The organism is Streptomyces sp. NPDC046349 (genome assembly GCF_055587885.1).
Window position 1 is genome coordinate 327,615 of the sequence record NZ_JBVJFK010000011.1, and the last position, 17,922, is coordinate 345,536.

A 17,922-nucleotide genomic window follows, 5' to 3' on the forward strand; every position below is an offset into this window, starting at 1 on the left:
GGGGTGGGCCGGTCATGCGCCAAGGGCGTCGGCCCTGAGAAATGGGCCGAGGAGAACCAGGTGACGACGTATGACGACAGAGCGAGCCTCGCGGATCTGACCAGCACGGCGGAGCGGGTCCGCCTGTCGGTCGAGAGCGTGATCGAGGGCAAGCCCGAGGTCGTCCGCCTCGCGCTGACCGTGCTCCTCGCCGAGGGACACCTGTTGATCGAGGACGTTCCCGGCGTGGGCAAGACGATGCTCGCGAAGACGCTGGCCAAGTCCATCGACTGCTCGGTGCAGCGCATCCAGTTCACGCCGGACCTGCTGCCCTCCGACATCACGGGCGTCAGCATCTACGACCAGCAGCGCCGCGAGTTCGAGTTCAAGCCGGGCGCGATCTTCGCGCAGATCGTCATCGGCGACGAGATCAACCGCGCCTCGCCGAAGACCCAGTCGGCGCTGCTGGAGTCGATGGAGGAGCGCCAGGTCACCATCGACGGCACCACCTACACGCTGCCGAGCCCCTTCATGGTCGTCGCCACCCAGAACCCGGTGGAGATGGAGGGCACCTACCCGCTGCCCGAAGCCCAGCGCGACCGGTTCATGGCCCGCGTCTCCGTCGGCTACCCCAGCCCCGAGGCCGAGCTCCAGATGCTCGACGTGCACGGCGCGATCAACCCGCTCGACGACCTCCAGTCCGTCGCGCACGCCCACGACATCGTCAAGCTGATAGAGGCCGTGCGCGAGGTCTACGTCGCCGAGCCCGTCCGGCGCTACGTCGTCGACCTGGTCTCCGCCACCCGCAGCCACCCCGACCTGCGGCTCGGCGCCTCACCCCGGGCCACCCTGCACCTCCTGCGCGCCGTGAAGGCCTCCGCCGCGCTCGCCGGCCGGGACTACGTCCTGCCCGACGACGTCCAGTCGCTGGCCGCACCGGTCCTCGCGCACCGTCTGCTGCCCACCGCACAGGCCCAGCTGAACCGGCGCACCTCCGAGCAGGTCGTCGGCGAGATCCTCCAGCGCACCCCCGTCCCGGCCGCGCACGCCCGCGGCGAGATGCCGCCCGGCGCCGGCGCCCGGAGCTTCTGATGGGCGCCGGTGCCCCACGCGGCGCCGGCGGCCCGGGAGACGGCGGCGGACTGCGCGCCTCGCTGTCCGGGCTTACCACCCGCGGCCGCTCGTTCGTCGCCGCCGGGATCGCCGCGTCCGCCTGCGCCTACGTCCTCGGCCAGGGCGCGCTGCTGCGCGTCGGCCTGCTCCTCGCCCTCCTGCCGCTGATCTGCGTCTACGCCCTGCACCGCACCCGCTACCGGGTCTCCGGCAGCCGCCGGCTGACCCCCGGGCGGGTGCCCGCGGGAGCCGAGGCCCGGGTACAGCTGCGCATGGACAACGTCTCCCGGCTGCCCACCGGCCTGCTGATGCTCCAGGACCGGGTGCCCTACGTCCTGGGCCCGCGACCGCGGTTCGTCCTGGACCGGGTCGAGCCCGGCGGCCGCCGCGAGGTGTCCTACCGGGTCCGCTCCGACCTGCGCGGCCGCTACCCGCTGGGCCCGCTGCAGATGCGGCTGACCGACCCCTTCGGGCTGGTCGAGCTGACCCGCTCCTTCAGCGCCTACGACACCCTCACCGTCATACCGCGCACCGAACCGCTGCCCCCGGTCCGGCTGACCGGCGAGTCCAACGGCTACGGCGACGGCAGCCGCCGCTCCCTGGCACTGGCCGGCGACGACGACGTGATCCCCCGCAGCTACCGGCGCGGCGACGACCTGCGCCGCGTGCACTGGCGCTCCACCGCCCGCTACGGCGAGCTGATGGTCCGCCGTGAGGAACAGCCCCAGCGCAGCCGGGCCACCGTCCTGCTCGACACCCGCCGCCTCGCCTTCGACGGCGCGGGCCCCGACTCCGCGTTCGAATGGGCCGTCTCCGCGGCCGCCTCCAGCCTCGTGCACGTCCTGGAGCAGGGCTTCTCCGCACGGCTGCTCACCGACACCGGAAACGCGGTGCCCGGCGAGGGCGGCGGCGGGTTCGCCGCCGGCGGGCAGGACTCCGCGGAGGCCGCCGGCCTGATGATGGACACCCTCGCCGTGGTCGGGCACTCCGACGGCGCCGGGCTCTCCCGGGCCTACGACGCGGTGCGCGGCGGCGGCTACGGCGAAGGCGGCGGCGACGGGCTCCTCATCGCCTTCTTCGGCGACCTGGACGACGTACAGACCGAACTGGCGGCCAGGATGCGCCAGCGCACCTCGGGCGCGGTGGCCTTCGTACTGGACACCGGGGCCTGGGGCGGACGGCCCGAGCCCGGACACGACGTGGTCCCCCTCCAGGAGCGGCTGCGCCGGCTGCGTGACGCGGGCTGGACGGCGCTGGCCGCCACCCCGGGGGTCGCCTTCGGCGAGCTGTGGCGGCAGGCCGGAACCGCGCGCGTCGGTACGGGAACGAGCGGAGGCCGGGAATGAGCGGACGGGCGAAACTGACGGTGTTCGCGGCACTCGCGACGCTGCTCACCTCGTGGTCGCTGAGCCCGCTGGTGGAATCGCAGGCCTGGCTGCTCCAGGCCGCGCTGCTGCTCACCGTGCAGAGCGCGGTGGGGGCGGGGGCCCGGCGGGTGCCGCTGGCGCGGTCGCTGACCGTGGCCGCGCAGCTGCTGGTGTCGTTGCTGCTGCTCGCGCTGCTCTTCGCAGGCAAGGTCGAGTCCACCGGCAGCGGCCCGCTGGCCTACTTCGTGACGGACTTCGGCTCGCTGTTCGCACAGGGCGTCCACGACGTCGGCGAGTACGCGATACCGGCCCCGCTGACGGACGGCATCCAGCTGCTGCTGGTGTCCGGGGTCCTCCTGATCGGCCTGCTGGTGGACCTGCTGGCGGTGACCGCGCGCACGGCGGCCGCGGCCGGACTGCCGCTGCTCGCGCTGTACTCGGTCGCCGCGGGCCTGTCGGGCGGCGGGGAGGCCTCCTGGTTCTCCTTCCTGCTGGCGGGCTGCGGATACCTGATGCTGCTGCTCTCCGAGGGCCGCGACCGGCTCGCCCAGTGGGGGCGGGTCTTCGGCTCGGCGCCGCGCGGGCGCGGAGCGGCCGACTCCGGCATCAGCGGCAGCGTCCAGGCGACGGCCCCGGTGCGGTTCGGCCGGCGGATCGGCGCCATGGCCCTGGGCCTTGCGCTGGTGGTGCCGACGGCGCTGCCCGCCCTCGACGACGGCCTGCTGGGCACTCCGAAGGACGGCGAGGGTGCCGGCGGCTCCGGCGGTACGATCTCGGCGGTCAACCCGCTGGTCTCCCTGCAGAGCAATCTGAACGCGCAGGACAACCGTGTGGTCCTGCGGTACCGGACGGACAGCCCTGAGCAGAGCGAGCAGTACCTGCGCATCCTGGCCCTCGACGAGTTCAACGGCGTCAGGTGGGAGGCGTCCGGCCGGGCCCTGACCGACGTGCCCCAGCAGATGCCGGTCCCGCCCGGTCTCGGTGACCAGGTACGCCAGGGCTCGACCGAGGTGACCACGAACATCACGGCGTCGGACGGCTACACCCAGCGCTACCTCCCCATGCCCTACCCGGCCACCGCGGTGGAGATCGGAGGGAAGTGGCGGTTCGAGCCGGTCGGCCGGACCCTGGTCGGCGACCAGTTGGCCCGGGACAAATACCAGACCGTCCAGGGCGCCGACTACAAGGTGCGCAGCCTGCTGCTGAAACCGACCGCGCAGCAGCTCCAGAAGGCCTCGGCGCCGGACCCTGCGATCCGGGAGGAGTACACGAAGGTCCCGGACAACCTGCCGCCGGTGGTCGCCGACACGGCCCGCCAGGTGACGCAGGGGGCGAAGGACGACTACTCGCGCGCGGTGAAGCTCCAGGACTTCTTCGCCGTGAGCGGTGGGTTCCGCTACGACACGCAGACCGCCTCGGGCACGGGGCCGCAGGCCGTGGCCCGGTTCCTCGCCGACAAGGAGGGCTTCTGCATACACTTTGCGTTCTCGATGGCGGCGATGTCCCGCACGCTGGGTATCCCGGCCCGGGTCGCGGTCGGTTTCACCCCCGGGGAGAAGCAGTCGGACGGGATCGTGAACGTGTCGATGCGGGACGCGCACGCCTGGCCCGAGCTGTACTTCCAGGGCGTGGGCTGGACCCGCTTCGAGCCGACGCCCCGGTCGGGCCTCAACGTGCCGGACTACTCCCGGCCGCAGGCCCCGGCGGCCCAGCCGTCCGCGCCCGCGCCGCTGCCCTCGCAGGGCGCGGTGCAGCCGGCGCCGGCGCCCTCGGCGTCAGCCGAGTGCCCGCCGGAGATGAAGAAGCTCGGCGAGTGCGGGCCGACCGCCCCGCAGCAGAGCGCGGCCCACGACGAGGGGCCGTCGCCGGCGGCCGTCCTCGGCTGGGCGGCGGTCGTGGTCGCGGTGCTGGGCCTGCCCCTGCTCCCGCTGCTGTGGCGCAGCCGGCTGCGGGCGCGCCGTCTGGGGACCGGGGAGGTCCTGGCAGCGTGGCGTGAACTGGGCGACGCCGCATGGGATGTGGGCGTGGCCCCGGACGAGGCGCTGTCGCCGCGCCGGGCGGCGAGCCGGGTCGTGGACGCGGGCGGCCTGGAGCCGGACGCCGCCGCGGCGGTGCACCGGGTGGCGGGTGCGGTGGAGCGGGCCCTGTACGCGCCGCCGGGCGCGGAGGTCCCGTACGCGGGCCTGACGGACGACGTGTTGGCGGCCCGGGCGGGCCTGCTGGCCGCGGCGGGCCGCCCGGCCCGGCTGCGCGCTCTGCTGCTGCCGCGCTCGGCGGCCCGGCTCTCCTGGGCGGTCTCGGCCCGCTGGTCGGTCCTGGCGTCGGCGGCCTCGGCCCGCCTGACGGCCCTCCGCCTCCGCCTCCCGCTCCGGGGCCGCGGCTGACAGCAGGCACCGGGCCCCGGCCGAGGGGCTCATCCGGCCAGGCCGGCGTTCGAGGCGCGGAACCGGGGCGGAGTACAGGCTGTGGCGGCGCGCCGCCGTGACAACCGCCGAACCCGCGGACGCGAGAACGCGGCGAGGCCCGATCCCCCCGGGCCCCGCCGCGTCCGCGCTTCACCCACCGGGTCCCCCGTAGCTCCTCCCGGTTCCGGCGGAGGTGACCGGTCCGCTCCGCAGCCCCGTGTCGGCGGTGCGGACCGGGTCTCCTGTCCGTGGCTCCCAGTCTGGCGTCCGCGCAGGTGGGAGCCCATCCGCGTGCCTACTCATTTCCGCGCCTAGGTACGGATACTCAGGGGCCGCGGCGGGCCCCACCAGTTGTACGGGCTGCCGCGCCCGCGCGGCACCGCCGACCGGGGGGCACCGCGCGGGTCAGCGGTTTCCGCTGACCCGGCCGCGCAGCAGCAGCGACAGCGCCGAGTGCACGTCGTCGAGGGAACGCTCCCGCTGGAAGGACTGCCAGTCCAGGGCGGCCACGAGCACCATGCCCACCAGCGCGGCCGCGGTGAGCTGGACGTCGATCTCGGAGCTGAGCTCCCCGCGTTCCACGCCCTCGCGCAGCACCTTCTCCACGACGGCCACCGCCTCCTGGCGGACCACCATCAGGGTGGACTGCCAGGTGCGGTTGGTCCGCCACAGCTCGGCGACGTACAGCTGGGTGAAGGCCGGGTAGCGGTCGATGAAGACCAGGCCCGCCCGGATCATCGCGTCGAGCGCCTCGACCCGGCTGCCGCCGCGCGCCTCGGTCTCCTCCGCGGCCGTCCGCAGCGACGCCGTCAGCAGGCCGACGCCGTGCCGCAGCAGCTCTTCGAACAGCTCGTTCTTGCTCGCGAAGTTGTAGTAGACCGTGCCTTTCGCCACGCCCGCCCGCTCGGCGATCTCATCGACCGTGGTCGCGGAGAAGCCCTTCTCGGCGATCAGCGTGACGGCCGCTTCGTAGAGCTTCTGCCGGGTGGCCGCACGACGGCCCCCGCCGGTACCCGTACCGGTGCTGCTGCTGTCCATGGCGCTGATTGTCACAGGTCAAAACATCCCTACAGGCTCAGTTCGGGGTGCAGCCGGTCCATGGTCCACACCTGCTTGCCCCGGGCGGCGAGCGCGGTCAGGGCGAGGGCTCCGACCGTGAAGGCCACCAGGACCAGGCTGCCCTGCCAGACCGGGGTGAGGTCGCCGCCGGTGATGAGGCGGCGCAGGCTCTCCACCACGTACGACATCGGCAGGTACGGGTGGACGGCGTTGAAGAAGTCCGGGCTGGTCTGGACGGGGTAGGTGCCGCCGGCCGAGGTCAGCTGGAGCATGAGGACGGCGAGGACGAGGATCCGCCCGGCCGCGCCGAACTTGGCGTTGAGCCACTGGATGATAGCCGCGAAGCAGCCGGTGACCAGCAGCAGGAAGGCGATGGTGAGGACCGGGTTGGCCATCTTGAGGCCGAGGTCCGGGGCCCAGTGGAGCACGGACATCAGCAGGGTGACCTGGGCGGCGCCGATACCCATGACGGGCAGCCAGCCGGCGAGGGCGATCCGCCAGGGCGAGGCGCCCGCGGACAGGGCCCGCTTGTTCATCGGGGCGATCAGCATGTACGCGACCATCGCACCGACCCAGAGGGACAGCGGGATGAAGTAGGGCGCGAAGCCGGTGCCGTAGTTGGGCGCCTTGTGCAGGGACTGGTTGGCGAGCTTGATCGGGTCGGCCATGACCTCGGTGCGGGCGTCCCGCTGCTGCTGGTCGTAGTCGGGGATCTTGCCCACGCCCTCGTGCAGGCCGCCGGCGAGCTCGCCGGTGCCGTCGACGAGCTTGTACATGCCGCCGTCGAGGCGGTGGGCGCCGTCGCCGAGCTTGCCGACGCCGTCGGTGAGGGCGCCGGAGCCGGTGGTGGCGGTGCCGAGGCCGGTGTGCAGCTGGGACATGCCGGTGGCGACCTTGTGGGCGCCGGTGTTGAGGGCGTTGATCTTGGCGACGGCCGCGTCGAGGTCGCTCGCGAGGTGGGGGGCCTTGTCGGCGAGCTCGCGGGCCTTGTTCTCCAGGTCGGTCAGCTGGGTGCGGAGCCTGGCCACGTCCCCGCCCGCGTTCTTGGCCAGGGTGCTGACGTCGCCGCTGAGTTCGGCGGCCTCGGCCGTGTCGTCCCGGACCTTCTTCAGGTCGGGGCAGGAGGCGAGGTGCGGTTCGGCGCCGGGGGTGACGCAGTGCTTGGTGTAGTAGGCGTCGGCGCCGGTCGAGGCCCGCTTGGCGGCGGCCGCGGCGGCCGGGGCCTTCTCCACGAACTTGTCGAGGTGGTTGTTGACCACCTTCGCGCTGTCGGCGACCAGCTCGGCGGTGGCCGCGAGGCTCTTGGGGTCCTTGACGAACGGGCGGGCCTTGTCGGCGGCGCCGTTGACCTTGTCGGCGACGGCCTGGGTGCCGTTCGCGACGTCCCGCGTGCCGGTCTCCAGCTTGGCGGCGGCCGCGTTGAGCTTCTTCAGGCCGCTGTTGAGCTCGCCGCTCTTCTCCCCGGCGGTGTCGAGGCCGTCGGCGAGCTCCTTGGCGCCCTCCTGGGCCTTGCCCGCCCCGTCCTTGAGCTTGTCGGCACCGTCGGCGGCCTCGGCGGTCTTGTCGTGCAGGTCGGAGAAGCTGACGAAGATCTTGTCGAGGAAACCGCGGGAGGCGTTGGCGGACGCCGCCGAGCGGACCTCGGAGAAGACGGAGCGGGAGATCGAGCCGACGACGTAGTTGTTGGCGTCGTTGGTGCGGACCTGGAGGGCTCCCGTGGCGGGGTCGTCGCCCGAGCTGGAGGCGATCTTCTCGCTGAAGTCGGCCGGCATGGTCAGGGTCAGGTAGTACGTACCGTCCTCCAGGCCCTTGGCCGCCTTCTCGGCGCTCACCTCCCGCCAGTCGAAGGTCTTGCTGTCGCGGAGCTTCTTGGTGATCTCACCGCCCGCGTCCAGGTGCTTGCCGTCGACGGTGGCGCCCCGGTCGGAGTTGACGAGTGCCACGGGCACCCTGTCGAGGCGGCTGTACGGGTCCCAGAAGGACCAGAGGTACAGGGCTCCGTAGAGCAGCGGCAGCAGGAGCAGCGCGACGAGCGCGGCCCGGGGCAGCTTCCCCCGCCCGAACCGCTTCAGCTCAAGCGCGGCCAGCTTCGGCGAGCGCATCGTCCGCCCCCTTCGTGTCGTCGTTGTCGTCGTCGTTGTCGCCGGTGTCGCCGTCGGCCTTCTCGGCCTTCTCGGCCTTTTCGGCCTTTTCGGCCTTCTCTTCCTTCGCGGCCTTCTCGGCCTTCTCGGCCTTCGACGCCCTCTCGACGTCGGACGCGGCGTCCCCGCGCCCGCCGGAGTCCTTCTCCACGGCCGGTTCCGCTTCCGCCTTCACCGCCGGTTCCGCCTTGACGGCCGTGTCGGTGTCCGGGTCCGCGTCCGCGTCCCGGCCGGCCTCGGCGCCGCCCTTCGCCCGGGTCCCCCACGTGACCGTCGGAGTGCCGGTGGCACCGTTCGACTGCGCCGCTCCGGGAGCGCCGCCCTCCTCCTTCGGGACGGTCCGCAGGACCACGGCGTCGGCGGGGGCTTCGCTGCACACCGCGAGGACGGTGATCCCCCGGGCGGCGATCGAGCGGAGCAGGGCCCAGACCTCGGTGCGTTCGGTGTCCGCGAGCTTGATGTCGAGGTCGTCGAGGGCCAGCAGCCTCGGGGAGCCGAGCAGGGCGATCGCGACGGACAGCCGTACGGACTCCAGGCGTTCCAGGTCCCGGACGGTGGTGCGCTCGCCCTTGGGCAGCGTGGCGAGGTCCAGCCCGGCGGCGTCCAGGGCGGCCTCGATCCGGGCGGCGGCGGTGGCGCGGCGCTCGGCCCGGGGCCGCAGCAGGGAGCGGATCGGGGCGCCGTAGTGGCGCTGGAGCAGGGCGCCCTCGCGCAGCTGTTCGGCGACGGTGAGGGACTGGTCGAGGTCGTTGACCCCGGGGACCGGGCCGAGGGCGGCGATCCGGCGGACCGCGGCCATCTTCTTCGGCAGCCGGTGGCGTCCGATCTCGGCGTGGCCCTCGGTGGGCTTCATCCGCCCGGTGAGGGCCAGGAGCAGGCAGGTCCGGCCGGTGCCGGAGGGGCCTTCGAGCGCGATGAGCGAGCCGGGCGCCGCGTCGAGGCCGATCCCCCGGAAGGCCCAGCCGCGCGGTCCCCTGAGTCCGAAGTCCTCGGCCTTGACGGCCGCGCCGTGCGGGCTGTCCACGCCATCCCCCTTCTTTTTGAACTGACCGGTCAGTTCAAAAACTACCACCTCATTCCGCACCAGGTGCGCAGGAGGGGGCAGTTGCAGTGCATATGACGGAAAACATGCAGGTCAGGGCGATTGTCAGTGGAGCCCGTCACGATGGGGTCAACGCATCGACAGGAGGTTCGTCATGGCCACACCGTCCCCGTCCCCTGTCCACCCCGTCCTGCGCAAGTCGGCGGCTCCTCCAGCCGCCCTCGAGCTCCTCGCCAAGGCCCGCAGCGGCCTCGTCGAAGCCGCCCGGCTGACCCGGCCCAACGAGCGCTACGCCACGGCCCACCTCTCCGCGCTGCGCACCGCCGCGGCCGTGCTCGCGGCGCGTGCACGCCCCGAGCCGGCGAACCCGCGGCGGCGGCCCCGGATCCGCAGCGCGTGGGAGGTGCTGCCGGAGCTGGCGCCGGAGCTGGCCGAGTGGAGCGCGCTCTTCGCCTCCGGCGCCGCCCGCCGGGCCCGGGCCGAGGCGGGGATACCGGACGCCGCCAGCGCCCGGGACGCGGACGACCTGCTGCGCGCCGCTTCGATGTTCCTGCGCCTGGTGGAGCGGATGCTCGCCCTCCGGGTGCCCGCCCAAACCCTGCCCCAGAGCCCGGCGCAGACCTCGCCGCAGCCGCGGCCGGAGCGTCCGGACGCGGGATGACCTGCCCGGCTGCCGAAGGCAATAGGGTGGGGCACGGACCGCTCACCCTTCCCTCGCCGAGGAGACATCAGCCGTGTCGGACACTTCCCGCCCCCGTGCCTCCCTCCGCACCGCTGTGGTGTGGGAGGTCCTCAAGGAGGCGCTCGACCGCCGGGTGAAGGCGACCGGACGGGATGTGCTGGACGTGCTCGACACCGGCGGCGGCACCGGCAAGTTCGCCGTGCCGGTGGCTCACCTGGGCCACCGGGTCACCGTGGTCGACCCCAGCCCGAACGCACTGTTCGGGCTGGAGCGCCGGGTGTCGGAGGCCGGCGTCGCCGACCTCGTCCGCGGCGTCCAGGGCGACGCCCAGGGCCTGTTGGACGTGGTCGAGCAGGGCGCGTACGACGTCGTGCTCTGCCACGGCGTGCTGGAGTACGTGGACGACCCGGCCGAGGGCGTGGCCAACGTGGCGGCGGCCCTGCGTCCCGGCGGCACGCTCAGCCTGCTGGCCGCCGGCCTCGGCGGGGCCGTGCTCGCCCGTGCGCTGGCCGGGCACTTCACGGAGGCCCGTACCGCGCTCACCGACCCCGCCGGCCGGTGGGGCTCCGGCGACCCGGTACCGCGCCGCTTCACCGGCGAACAGCTCTCCGGGCTGGTCGGCGACGCCGGCCTGGCGGTCGGCGCGGTGCACGGCGTGCGGATCTTCGCCGACCTCGTTCCGGGCGTCCTGGTGGACACCGAGCCGGGCGCGGTGGAGGCGCTGCTGCGTCTGGAGGAGGCCGCGGCGGAGCTGCCCGCCTTCCACGCGGTGGCCACGCAGCTGCACGTCCTGGGCGAGAAGCAGGCCTGAACTGCTGCTCCGGCCCGCACCGAGTCTGCTGCCCACCCTCCGTTCGGCCGGTCGGCCCCGTATGATCGGGAGCAGTGACCGGCATGGCGAACGGGCCATTGGGGAATAACGGCCTCAGTGACCGCTCCCGCGGCGGTACGGTTTTCACGCAGTGGCTTTACCGGCTCTGTCTTTGTGTGCTTTGTCATTTTGGAACGTGCGTTGAGGGCGGGTGTCACGGGGGCGATTCCCCGCCTATCCTGAAGGGGACCCCTGGTCGCTACCCCCGCGACCGACGGATGAGGAGGACTCCCGTGCCGCTCTCGGAGCACGAGCAGCGAATGCTCGAGCAGATGGAGCGAGCGCTGTACGCCGAAGACCCCAAGTTCGCGACAGCGCTTGAGGGAAGCGGTCTGCGTACGTACACCCGGCGACGGGTCTACCAGGCAGTCGCAGGCATTGTGGTGGGTATCGCGCTCCTCATGACCGGTGTGATCATTCCGAACGTGCTGTGGATCAGCGTGGTGGGCTTCCTCGTCATGCTGGGATGTACGGTCCTCGTGGTCACCGGTTGGCGCAAGGCACCCAAGCCCGGCGAGCAGCCCGTCTCCGGAAATACCGGTGGTTCGGCCCGCGGCCACAACCGGCAGCGTCGGTCGATGATGAACCGCATCGAGGACCGGTGGCAGCGCCGCCGTGACGAGCAGGGGCAGTAGCCCGCGGAACACGTGAGTGAGGGGATGGCCGCCGCCGTGCGACCGTCCCCTCACTGTTCTGTGCGGACCTCCGGCCCGCGGATGCCGCCGTACGGCATGATGATCCGATGAGTGTGCTCCCCCTGGTCTTCACCAGCGGCTGGGCCAGCGGGATCAACGCCTACGCCGTGGTCCTCCTGCTCGGCGTCTTCGGCCGTACCGGCCTGTCCGACGAGGTCCCCGCGGCGCTTCAGCGCACGGACGTGCTGATCGCCGCCGCCGTGCTCTTCCTCTGCGAGGCCGTCGCCGACAAGATCCCGTACGTCGACTCGATATGGGACGGCGTCCACACCGTCGTCCGCCCGGTGGCGGGGGCGGTGATCGGCGCCCTGCTGGCCGGGCAGAGCGGCTCGCTCTCCGACCTCACCGCCGGGGCGGTCGGCGGCACCACGGCGCTGGCCAGCCACTTCGTGAAGGCCGGCACCCGGATGGCGATCAACACCTCGCCCGAGCCGTTCACCAACGTGGCGATGAGCATCGCCGAGGACCTCGGCGTGGCGGGCCTCGTCACGCTCGCGATCTTCTACCCCGTGCCCGCCGCGATCATCGCCGGCTCCCTGCTGGTCGTCGGACTGGCCATCGTGGTGTTCCTCTGGAGCAGGATCCGCCGCTTTCTGCGCCGTCGCGCCCAGCGCCGCGAGGAGAAGCGGCTGGCCGCCGAGGCGCGCGAGGCCACCGGGGCGCCACCCCGCTGAGCGCGAGCGCCCGTACGGGGTCATAGGCTCGGCCGCATGGCACGAATTGCGGTGATCGGCGCCGGGATGGGCGCGATGGCGACGGCGGCCCGGCTGGCCGTGGCGGGGCACCGGGTGACGGTGTACGAGCGTGGCGGGACCTACGGCGGGGCCGTGGGCCGGTACGAGCGGGAGGGCTTCGCCTTCGACACCGGTCCCGGGCTGCTGCACCTGCCCGCCGTGTACCGCGACCTCTTCGTCAAGACCGGCAAGCGGTCGCTGGAGGACTGCGTCGACATGGCGCAGGTGGACCCGGCCGTCCGGCATGTCCTGCCCGGCCACGGCATCGACGTCACCCTCCCCGGCGCCTCGCACGGCGGTGTCGCCGCGGCCCTCGAGGGCGCCTTCGGCCAGGGCGCCGGCGAGCGCTGGAACGCGGTGCTGGGCCGGGCCCGGGACGCCTGGGACGCCACCCGCCGCCCGCTGCTGGAGGAACCACTGCGCGGCGACGCCCGGCAGACGCTGGGCGGCGACCCCTACCCGGCGCTGCGGCGCAGCGGCCTGTTGCGCCGCCGCAGCCCGACCCTCGCCGAGGTGGCCGGCCGGGAGCTGGGCGGTCCGCTCGCGGAGGTCCTGACCGGCGTGGTCCGCGGATACGGCCTCGACCCGGCCACCGCTCCCGGCTCGGCGGCCGTGCTGGCGTACATGGAGCAGACCTTCGGCAGTTGGTACGTGCGCGGCGGAATGCGGGCGCTGGCCACCGCCGTGTACGAGCGCTGCCTGGAGCGGAAGGTCTCGTTCGTGTTCGGGGCGGACGTGCGGGAGGTGCTGGTCCGGGGCGGCCGGGCGGCGGGCCTGCTGCTGGCCGACGGCACCGAGGTGGAGGCCGACTCCGTCGTCTGCGGGATCGACCCGCGGAGGCTGCCGGCCGGCTCGCTGCCGTGGCCCGCGGGGGCCGTGCCCGCCCGTGGCGACGACGTGCCCGGCCGGATCACACTGCTGCTCGCGCTGCGCGGCGCCCGCCCCGCGGGAACCGTCCACCGCACGCTCGTGCACGCCGCCGGCGCTCAGGTCACCGTCATGCGGCCGGACGATCCCGCCACACGGCCCGACGCGGAGCACGAGGCGGTCACCGTGAGCGCCGTGCACGGCCCGGGGACCTCGGAGCCCGGGGAACTGCTGAACCTCGCGGAGGAGGCCGTACAGGGCCTGCGGGAGAGGCTGTTGTGGCAGGAGGTGCGCACCCCGGCCGACGTCGAGGCGGCGACCGGCGCGCTGGGCGGCGCGGTGCCCCCGCCCGCTCTCGCGGGTGCGGGGGGCGGGCTGCTGTATCCGGCCAACACGACGGCCGTGCCCGGCTTGTACCTGGCGGGCGGCTGGGCGCATCCCGGCGGCGGGCTGGCGCACGCCGGGATGACCGGGGCCCTCGTGGCCGGGCTCATCGTGGAGGGCGCGGGCTTCCGCGGCTCCCGGTGAACCGTCCGCGGCCCCGGCCGGCTCAGTAGCGGTACTGCTCGTACTCGCCCTGCTGCGGGTACGGGTACTGCTGCGGCGGCTCGCCCTGCCCGTCCGCGGGGTAGGGCTGGCCGGCTCCGTCGGTGGACCGCTGCTGCGGGACCCAGACGCCGCCGGGCGGGGTGTCCGTGGAGTACTGCTGCTGGCCGTAGTCGGCGTACGGCGTGTAGTCGTACGGCTGGGGCGGGACGACGGCGCCGCCGGTGCCGATGTAGGGGTCCGAGTAGGCGGCGTAGACCTGCTGCTGGTCGCCCGCCGGGTAGCCGCCGGAGTAGTCGTAACCGCCCTGGTTGTGCTGGTCGTAGTACGCCGCGTACTGGTGGGCGTCCTGCTCGGCGGTGGTGAACGGCGAGGCGAAGGCCGCCGTCTGGTCGACCTCGGGGGCCGGCGTCGCGAAACTCTGTATGCCGTAGGACCCGGTGTCCTCGGGCACCGGCTGCGGGCTGTAGACCTCTTCGGCCGCGGCCTGGAACTGCCGCTCGGCCGGGGCCCCGTCCGCGTCGCCGTACTCGAGGGCGGTGACCTGGAGCGCCGGTTCCGGCGTGGCGGTCCCTGTCTTGCGGCGTCTGGCCTGCCGTACGGGCTCCCCGCCGCGGCGCAGCGCCCAGCCGGCGACGAAGCCCTTGCGGAAGGAGAGCGTCACCAGGGTCTGGCCCACGGCGAACGCGGCCGCGCCGGCGCCGATGACCGGCACCGAGGGCAGTATCACGCCGGCGACCACGCCGAGGAAGCCGGCGAAGGCGAGCAGGCGCCAGCGGAGCCGGGCCTTGTACTGCATCAGTACCTCGGCAAGCAGCCACAACGCGACGATTCCGAACGCGATGTAGAGGACCGTCATACCCATGCAAGGCCCCTCTCGGTACGGCCGCCACACGGGTGCGGCCGGTCAAGCCCGCTGATGCAGGCCCAGGTTCTCGTAGATCTCGAGAGTCGCCGTGGAGTTGTTCAGCGTGATGAAGTGCAGTCCCGGTACACCCTCGGACAGCAGCCGCGCGCAGAACTCCGTGGCGAACTCGATGCCAATGGAGCGTACAGCGGCCGGGTCGTCCTTGACGGCGAGCATGCGCTCTTTCACGTCCGCGGGGAAGACCGCGGTGCTCAGCTGGGGCAGTCGGTCGAGCTGCTTGATACCCACAACAGGCATGACCTCTGGGATGATCGGGGTGTCACAGTCGGCTTTTTCGACGCTGTCGCGGAGCCGCAGATAATTCTCCGGATCGAAGAACATCTGGGTGATCGCATAGTCGGCTCCGGCGCGGCACTTGTCCACGAAGTGCCGGATGTCCGTATCCCAGTCCGTCGAGCGGGGGTGCATCTCGGGGAAGGCCGCGACACCGACGCAGAAGTCCCCCGACTCCTTGAGCAGCCGCACCAGGTCGGCCGCATAGTGCACGCCGTCGGGGTGGGCCACCCACTCGGCCATCGGGTCGCCCGGCGGGTCGCCGCGCAGGGCCAGCATGTTGCGGATCCCGGCGTCGGCGAACTGGCCGATGACGTGGCGCAGCTCGGCGATGGAGTGGTCCACGGCGGTCAGGTGCGCGACCGGGGTCAGCGTGGTGTCCGCCGCGATCTCCTGGGTGGCCTTGACGGTACCGCCGCGGGTGGAGCCGCCGGCTCCGTAGGTCACGGAGACGAAGCTCGGGGATACCGCCTCGACCCTGCGCAGGGCGTTCCAGAGGTTGCGTTCGCCCTTCTCGGTCTTCGGGGCCCAGAACTCGAAGGAGTACGAGCGCCCGGACGCGAGGAGGTCGCGGACCGTGTGTGCGCGGTCCGACCAGGTGGAAGCGGTACCAGAGGCCATGTGGGCAGGTTAGACGCGCCCCGGCGCTCCCCGAAGCGGCGTCCGCCTTTTGGACACGTTTTTGGACACCTGCGGCCGCGCCTCTGGCCGGAAGGGGCTCATACGGGCTATGGCGGCGCGGAATGCCACCGGCTGTCCGGGCGGACGGGACCCGGGCGGGACAGGAGCGCCGGTCGAGCGGCCCGGCCGTGGGCCGGGGCTCAGCCTTGGCGGGCCCGGACCCGCTTGGCGAGGTCCGCGGCGGCGGCCCCGGGGTCGGAGGCCTCGGTGAGCGCGCGGACGACCACGACGCGGGTGGCGCCGGCGTCCAGCACCTCGTCCAGGTTCGCGGCGTCGATGCCGCCGATGGCGAACCAGGGCCGGTCCTGCCGCAGGGAGGCCGCGTAGCGGACCAGGTCCAGGCCGGGGGCGTGGCGGCCCGGCTTGGTGGGTGTGGGCCAGCAGGGCCCGGTGCAGAAGTAGTCCACGCCAGGTTCGGCGGCGGCCGCGGCGACCTCGTCCTCCGCGTGGCAGGAGCGGCCGATCAGCACCTGCCCGCCGAGGATGGCGCGGGCCGCGGGCACCGGGATGTCGCCCTGCCCCAGGTGCAGGACGTCGGAGCCGATGGCGTGGGCGACGTCGGCGCGGTCGTTCACGGCGAGGAGCTTGCCGTGGCGGCGCGCGGCCTCGGCGAACACCTGGAGGTGTTCGAGCTCCTCGCCCGCCTCCATGCCCTTGTCGCGGAGCTGGACGATGTCCACACCCCCGGCCAGGACCGCCTCGAGGAACTCGGGAAGGTCACCCTGGCGCTTGCGGGCGTCCGTGCACAGGTAGAGCCGGGCATCGGACAGCTGCATGGGTGTACCCCCCGTGATGGAGGCGGTGTACGGGCGCGGGCCCGTACACCGCGGTGGAGCTACTGCGGATCAGGTCAGAGGGCGAGCGCCTGAGCGCGGCGCTTCACCTCCGTGCCGCGATTCTCGCTCAGCGCCTGGGCGGGGGTGCCGGGCAGGGTCGGGTCTGCGGTGAAGAGCCACTCCAGGATCTCCTCGTCGGAGAAGCCGTCGTCGCGCAGGACGGTCAGCAGGCCGACGAGGCCCTTGACCACCTTGTCGCCGTCGATGAAGGGGGCCGGAACCTGCAGGGCCCGGTTCTCGCCCCGGCGCACGGCGATGAGCTGCCCTTCCTTGACCATCTGGCGGACCCGCGTCACCTCGACGTCGAGCATCTCCGCGATGTCGGGGAGGTACAGCCAGTCGGGGACGAGGGAATCGATCTTTGCGTCAATCTCGGTCACAGGCCAAGCCTGCCACCTCCCACCGACAGCCGGTACCCGGGCGGCCCGTCCGTGGCGCGCCCCCGCCGTGACCTCCCGCTCCGCCGACTACGCGGTGGCCGATTTCAGCGGCGTGCCCGGGTCGGCGACCTTGGCCGGGTCCATCGGGGCGCCCGTCTCGATCAGCTTGCGGCCCTGCGCCAGGTCGCGGGGGCGGCCGACCGCGAGGACCGCGGCCAGGGCGCCGTCGCGCAGCCAGCACACCGACCAGGTCTCCTCGGCCGGGTCGCCGCGCCACACCGGGGTGCCGGCCCCGCCGTGGTGGCCGGCGTACTGCACGAAGCGCCCGAACTGCTCGGACCAGAAGTACGGCACCGGGTCGTAGACCGCTGTGGGCTCCCCGGCCAGGATGTTCGCCGCGACCGTCCTCGGCCCCTGGAGCGCGTTGTCCCAGTGGTGCACGAGCAGCCGCGCCCCGAACCGCCCGGACGGGAAGGAGGCGCAGTCGCCGACGGCGTACACCCCAGGCAGGGAGGTCAGCAGGTGCGCATCGGCGGTGACCGAGCCGTCGGCGCCGCGTTCCACGCCGGACCCGGCCAGCCACCCGGTGGCGGGCCGGGCACCGATCCCCACGACCACCGCGTCGGCGGGCAGGGCGCGCCCGTCCGCCAGGAGGACCCGCCCCTCCGCGACCCCGGCCACCTTCGCGCCGGTGATCAGCTCGGCGCCGGCCTGCCCGTACCAGCGCGCCATCGGCTCGGCGACCTCGGCGGGCAGGGCGCCCGCCAGGACCCGGTCCGCGGCCTCGACGACGGTCACCGCGCAGCCGGCCTCCCGGGCGGCGGTGGCGAACTCGGCGCCGATCCAGCCCGCGCCGACGACCACGACGCGGGACGCGGCCGCCAGGACCGGGCGCAGCCGCGCCGCGTCGTCCAGCGTGCGCAGCAGGTGGACGCCCGGGACGCCCTCGGCGCCGGGCAGGGTCAGCGGCTGCGCGCCGGTCGCCAGGACGAGGACCTCGTACGGGACCGGCCCCGCCTCGGTGTCCAGTTCGCGGTCGGCGGCCCGCAGCCCGGTGACCTCCGTCCCGAGGCGGAGCTTGATGCCCAGGCCTTCGAAGTCCACGTCGAAGGCGGAGTCCTCGGCCTTGCCGAGCAGCACCGCCTTGGACAGCGGGGGCCGGTCGTAGGGCTGGTGGGGTTCGGCTCCCAGCAGGGTCACGGGGCCCGTGAAGCCCTGTTCGCGCAGGGCGACCGCGGTCTGCACCCCGGCCATTCCGGCGCCGGCGATCACGACGCCGCGCTGATTCTGTTCCGTCTGCTCGCTCACGCGGCCACCCTAATC

The 17,922-nt window shown here is 73.4% G+C and carries 16 protein-coding genes; 8 read left to right on the forward strand and 8 right to left on the reverse strand.

Annotation, left to right across the window (positions count from 1 at the left end; translation table 11 throughout):
- Positions 1-60 precede the first annotated feature (60 nt).
- Genes ACZ6JS_RS26465 through ACZ6JS_RS26475 form a run of 3 tightly spaced genes read left to right on the forward strand, consistent with a single transcriptional unit; the run spans position 61 to position 4,843 of the window.
- Entirely contained in the window at positions 61-1,071 is a 1,011-nt protein-coding gene (locus ACZ6JS_RS26465; RefSeq protein ID WP_469301510.1) for an AAA family ATPase, read from the forward strand.
- Positions 1,071-2,438 (forward strand): DUF58 domain-containing protein, encoded by a 1,368-nt coding sequence (locus ACZ6JS_RS26470; RefSeq protein WP_469301511.1) that lies wholly within the window; start codon positions 1,071-1,073, stop codon positions 2,436-2,438. The genes ACZ6JS_RS26465 and ACZ6JS_RS26470 overlap by 1 nt, the downstream gene beginning before the upstream one ends.
- Entirely contained in the window at positions 2,435-4,843 is a 2,409-nt protein-coding gene (locus ACZ6JS_RS26475) for a transglutaminase TgpA family protein (RefSeq protein WP_469301513.1), read from the forward strand. Before ACZ6JS_RS26470 ends, ACZ6JS_RS26475 begins: the two co-directional genes overlap by 4 nt.
- 426 nt (positions 4,844-5,269) lie before the next feature.
- On the opposite strand, the gene ACZ6JS_RS26480 is transcribed toward ACZ6JS_RS26475, so the two are convergent.
- The 3 genes from ACZ6JS_RS26480 to ACZ6JS_RS26490 are packed head-to-tail and all read right to left on the reverse strand — an operon-like array spanning position 5,270 to position 9,088.
- Positions 5,270-5,902 carry a TetR/AcrR family transcriptional regulator gene (locus tag ACZ6JS_RS26480; protein ID WP_469301514.1) on the reverse strand — a complete coding sequence of 211 codons (633 nt, stop codon included), beginning with the start codon at positions 5,900-5,902 and terminating at the stop codon, positions 5,270-5,272.
- 29 nt (positions 5,903-5,931) lie between these two features.
- The gene (locus ACZ6JS_RS26485; protein ID WP_469301517.1) at positions 5,932-8,025 is read right to left on the reverse strand and encodes a YhgE/Pip family protein; all 2,094 of its coding nucleotides are present in this window, start codon (positions 8,023-8,025) and stop codon (positions 5,932-5,934) included.
- Complete coding sequence (locus tag ACZ6JS_RS26490) at positions 7,997-9,088, reverse strand: ATP-binding cassette domain-containing protein (RefSeq protein WP_469301518.1); 1,092 nt, start codon at positions 9,086-9,088, stop codon at positions 7,997-7,999. Before ACZ6JS_RS26490 ends, ACZ6JS_RS26485 begins: the two co-directional genes overlap by 29 nt.
- 172 nt (positions 9,089-9,260) lie before the next feature.
- Here ACZ6JS_RS26490 and ACZ6JS_RS26495 point away from each other — a divergent pair, with 172 nt between their 5' ends.
- The 5 genes from ACZ6JS_RS26495 (at position 9,261) to ACZ6JS_RS26515 (ending at position 13,483) form a co-directional block, all read left to right on the forward strand.
- Entirely contained in the window at positions 9,261-9,767 is a 507-nt protein-coding gene (locus tag ACZ6JS_RS26495; protein WP_469301520.1) for an SAV_6107 family HEPN domain-containing protein, read from the forward strand.
- Positions 9,768-9,840: 73 nt separating this feature from the next.
- The gene (locus ACZ6JS_RS26500) at positions 9,841-10,599 is read left to right on the forward strand and encodes a methyltransferase (protein WP_469301521.1); all 759 of its coding nucleotides are present in this window, start codon (positions 9,841-9,843) and stop codon (positions 10,597-10,599) included.
- Between the two features lie 293 nt (positions 10,600-10,892).
- Entirely contained in the window at positions 10,893-11,294 is a 402-nt protein-coding gene (locus tag ACZ6JS_RS26505) for a DUF3040 domain-containing protein (protein ID WP_469301523.1), read from the forward strand.
- A 107-nt stretch (positions 11,295-11,401) separates the two neighbouring features.
- Complete coding sequence (locus ACZ6JS_RS26510; protein ID WP_469301525.1) at positions 11,402-12,028, forward strand: DUF4126 domain-containing protein; 627 nt, start codon at positions 11,402-11,404, stop codon at positions 12,026-12,028.
- 36 nt (positions 12,029-12,064) lie between these two features.
- Positions 12,065-13,483 carry a phytoene desaturase family protein gene (locus ACZ6JS_RS26515; RefSeq protein WP_469301526.1) on the forward strand — a complete coding sequence of 473 codons (1,419 nt, stop codon included), beginning with the start codon at positions 12,065-12,067 and terminating at the stop codon, positions 13,481-13,483.
- Positions 13,484-13,505: 22 nt separating this feature from the next.
- Here ACZ6JS_RS26515 and ACZ6JS_RS26520 read toward each other — a convergent pair whose 3' ends face one another.
- The 5 genes from ACZ6JS_RS26520 to ACZ6JS_RS26540 form a co-directional block, all read right to left on the reverse strand.
- The gene (locus tag ACZ6JS_RS26520) at positions 13,506-14,366 is read right to left on the reverse strand and encodes a hypothetical protein (protein WP_469301527.1); all 861 of its coding nucleotides are present in this window, start codon (positions 14,364-14,366) and stop codon (positions 13,506-13,508) included.
- A gap of 42 nt (positions 14,367-14,408) precedes the next feature.
- On the reverse strand, positions 14,409-15,323 hold the full coding sequence (metF, locus tag ACZ6JS_RS26525; protein WP_469301529.1) for a methylenetetrahydrofolate reductase [NAD(P)H]: 915 nt from the start codon (positions 15,321-15,323) through the stop codon (positions 14,409-14,411).
- A gap of 200 nt (positions 15,324-15,523) precedes the next feature.
- On the reverse strand, positions 15,524-16,159 hold the full coding sequence (gene thiE, locus ACZ6JS_RS26530) for a thiamine phosphate synthase (protein WP_469301531.1): 636 nt from the start codon (positions 16,157-16,159) through the stop codon (positions 15,524-15,526).
- Between the two features lie 74 nt (positions 16,160-16,233).
- Positions 16,234-16,599 carry an Rv2175c family DNA-binding protein gene (locus ACZ6JS_RS26535; RefSeq protein ID WP_030663974.1) on the reverse strand — a complete coding sequence of 122 codons (366 nt, stop codon included), beginning with the start codon at positions 16,597-16,599 and terminating at the stop codon, positions 16,234-16,236.
- Positions 16,600-16,686: 87 nt separating this feature from the next.
- Positions 16,687-17,907 carry an NAD(P)/FAD-dependent oxidoreductase gene (locus tag ACZ6JS_RS26540; RefSeq protein ID WP_469301533.1) on the reverse strand — a complete coding sequence of 407 codons (1,221 nt, stop codon included), beginning with the start codon at positions 17,905-17,907 and terminating at the stop codon, positions 16,687-16,689.
- Positions 17,908-17,922 lie beyond the last annotated feature (15 nt).

Bases quoted from the DNA above. Each gene is read 5' to 3' on its own strand.
- metF (WP_469301529.1), bottom strand. From the start codon at position 15,323: ATGGCCTCTGGTACCGCTTCCACCTGGTCGGACCGCGCACACACGGTC.
- ACZ6JS_RS26510 (WP_469301525.1), top strand. From the start codon at position 11,402: ATGAGTGTGCTCCCCCTGGTCTTCACCAGCGGCTGGGCCAGCGGGATC.
- ACZ6JS_RS26470 (WP_469301511.1), top strand. From the start codon at position 1,071: ATGGGCGCCGGTGCCCCACGCGGCGCCGGCGGCCCGGGAGACGGCGGC.
- ACZ6JS_RS26515 (WP_469301526.1), top strand. From the start codon at position 12,065: ATGGCACGAATTGCGGTGATCGGCGCCGGGATGGGCGCGATGGCGACG.
- ACZ6JS_RS26495 (WP_469301520.1), top strand. From the start codon at position 9,261: ATGGCCACACCGTCCCCGTCCCCTGTCCACCCCGTCCTGCGCAAGTCG.
- ACZ6JS_RS26520 (WP_469301527.1), bottom strand. From the start codon at position 14,366: ATGGGTATGACGGTCCTCTACATCGCGTTCGGAATCGTCGCGTTGTGG.
- ACZ6JS_RS26485 (WP_469301517.1), bottom strand. From the start codon at position 8,025: ATGCGCTCGCCGAAGCTGGCCGCGCTTGAGCTGAAGCGGTTCGGGCGG.
- thiE (WP_469301531.1), bottom strand. From the start codon at position 16,159: ATGCAGCTGTCCGATGCCCGGCTCTACCTGTGCACGGACGCCCGCAAG.
- ACZ6JS_RS26475 (WP_469301513.1), top strand. From the start codon at position 2,435: ATGAGCGGACGGGCGAAACTGACGGTGTTCGCGGCACTCGCGACGCTG.
- ACZ6JS_RS26480 (WP_469301514.1), bottom strand. From the start codon at position 5,902: ATGGACAGCAGCAGCACCGGTACGGGTACCGGCGGGGGCCGTCGTGCG.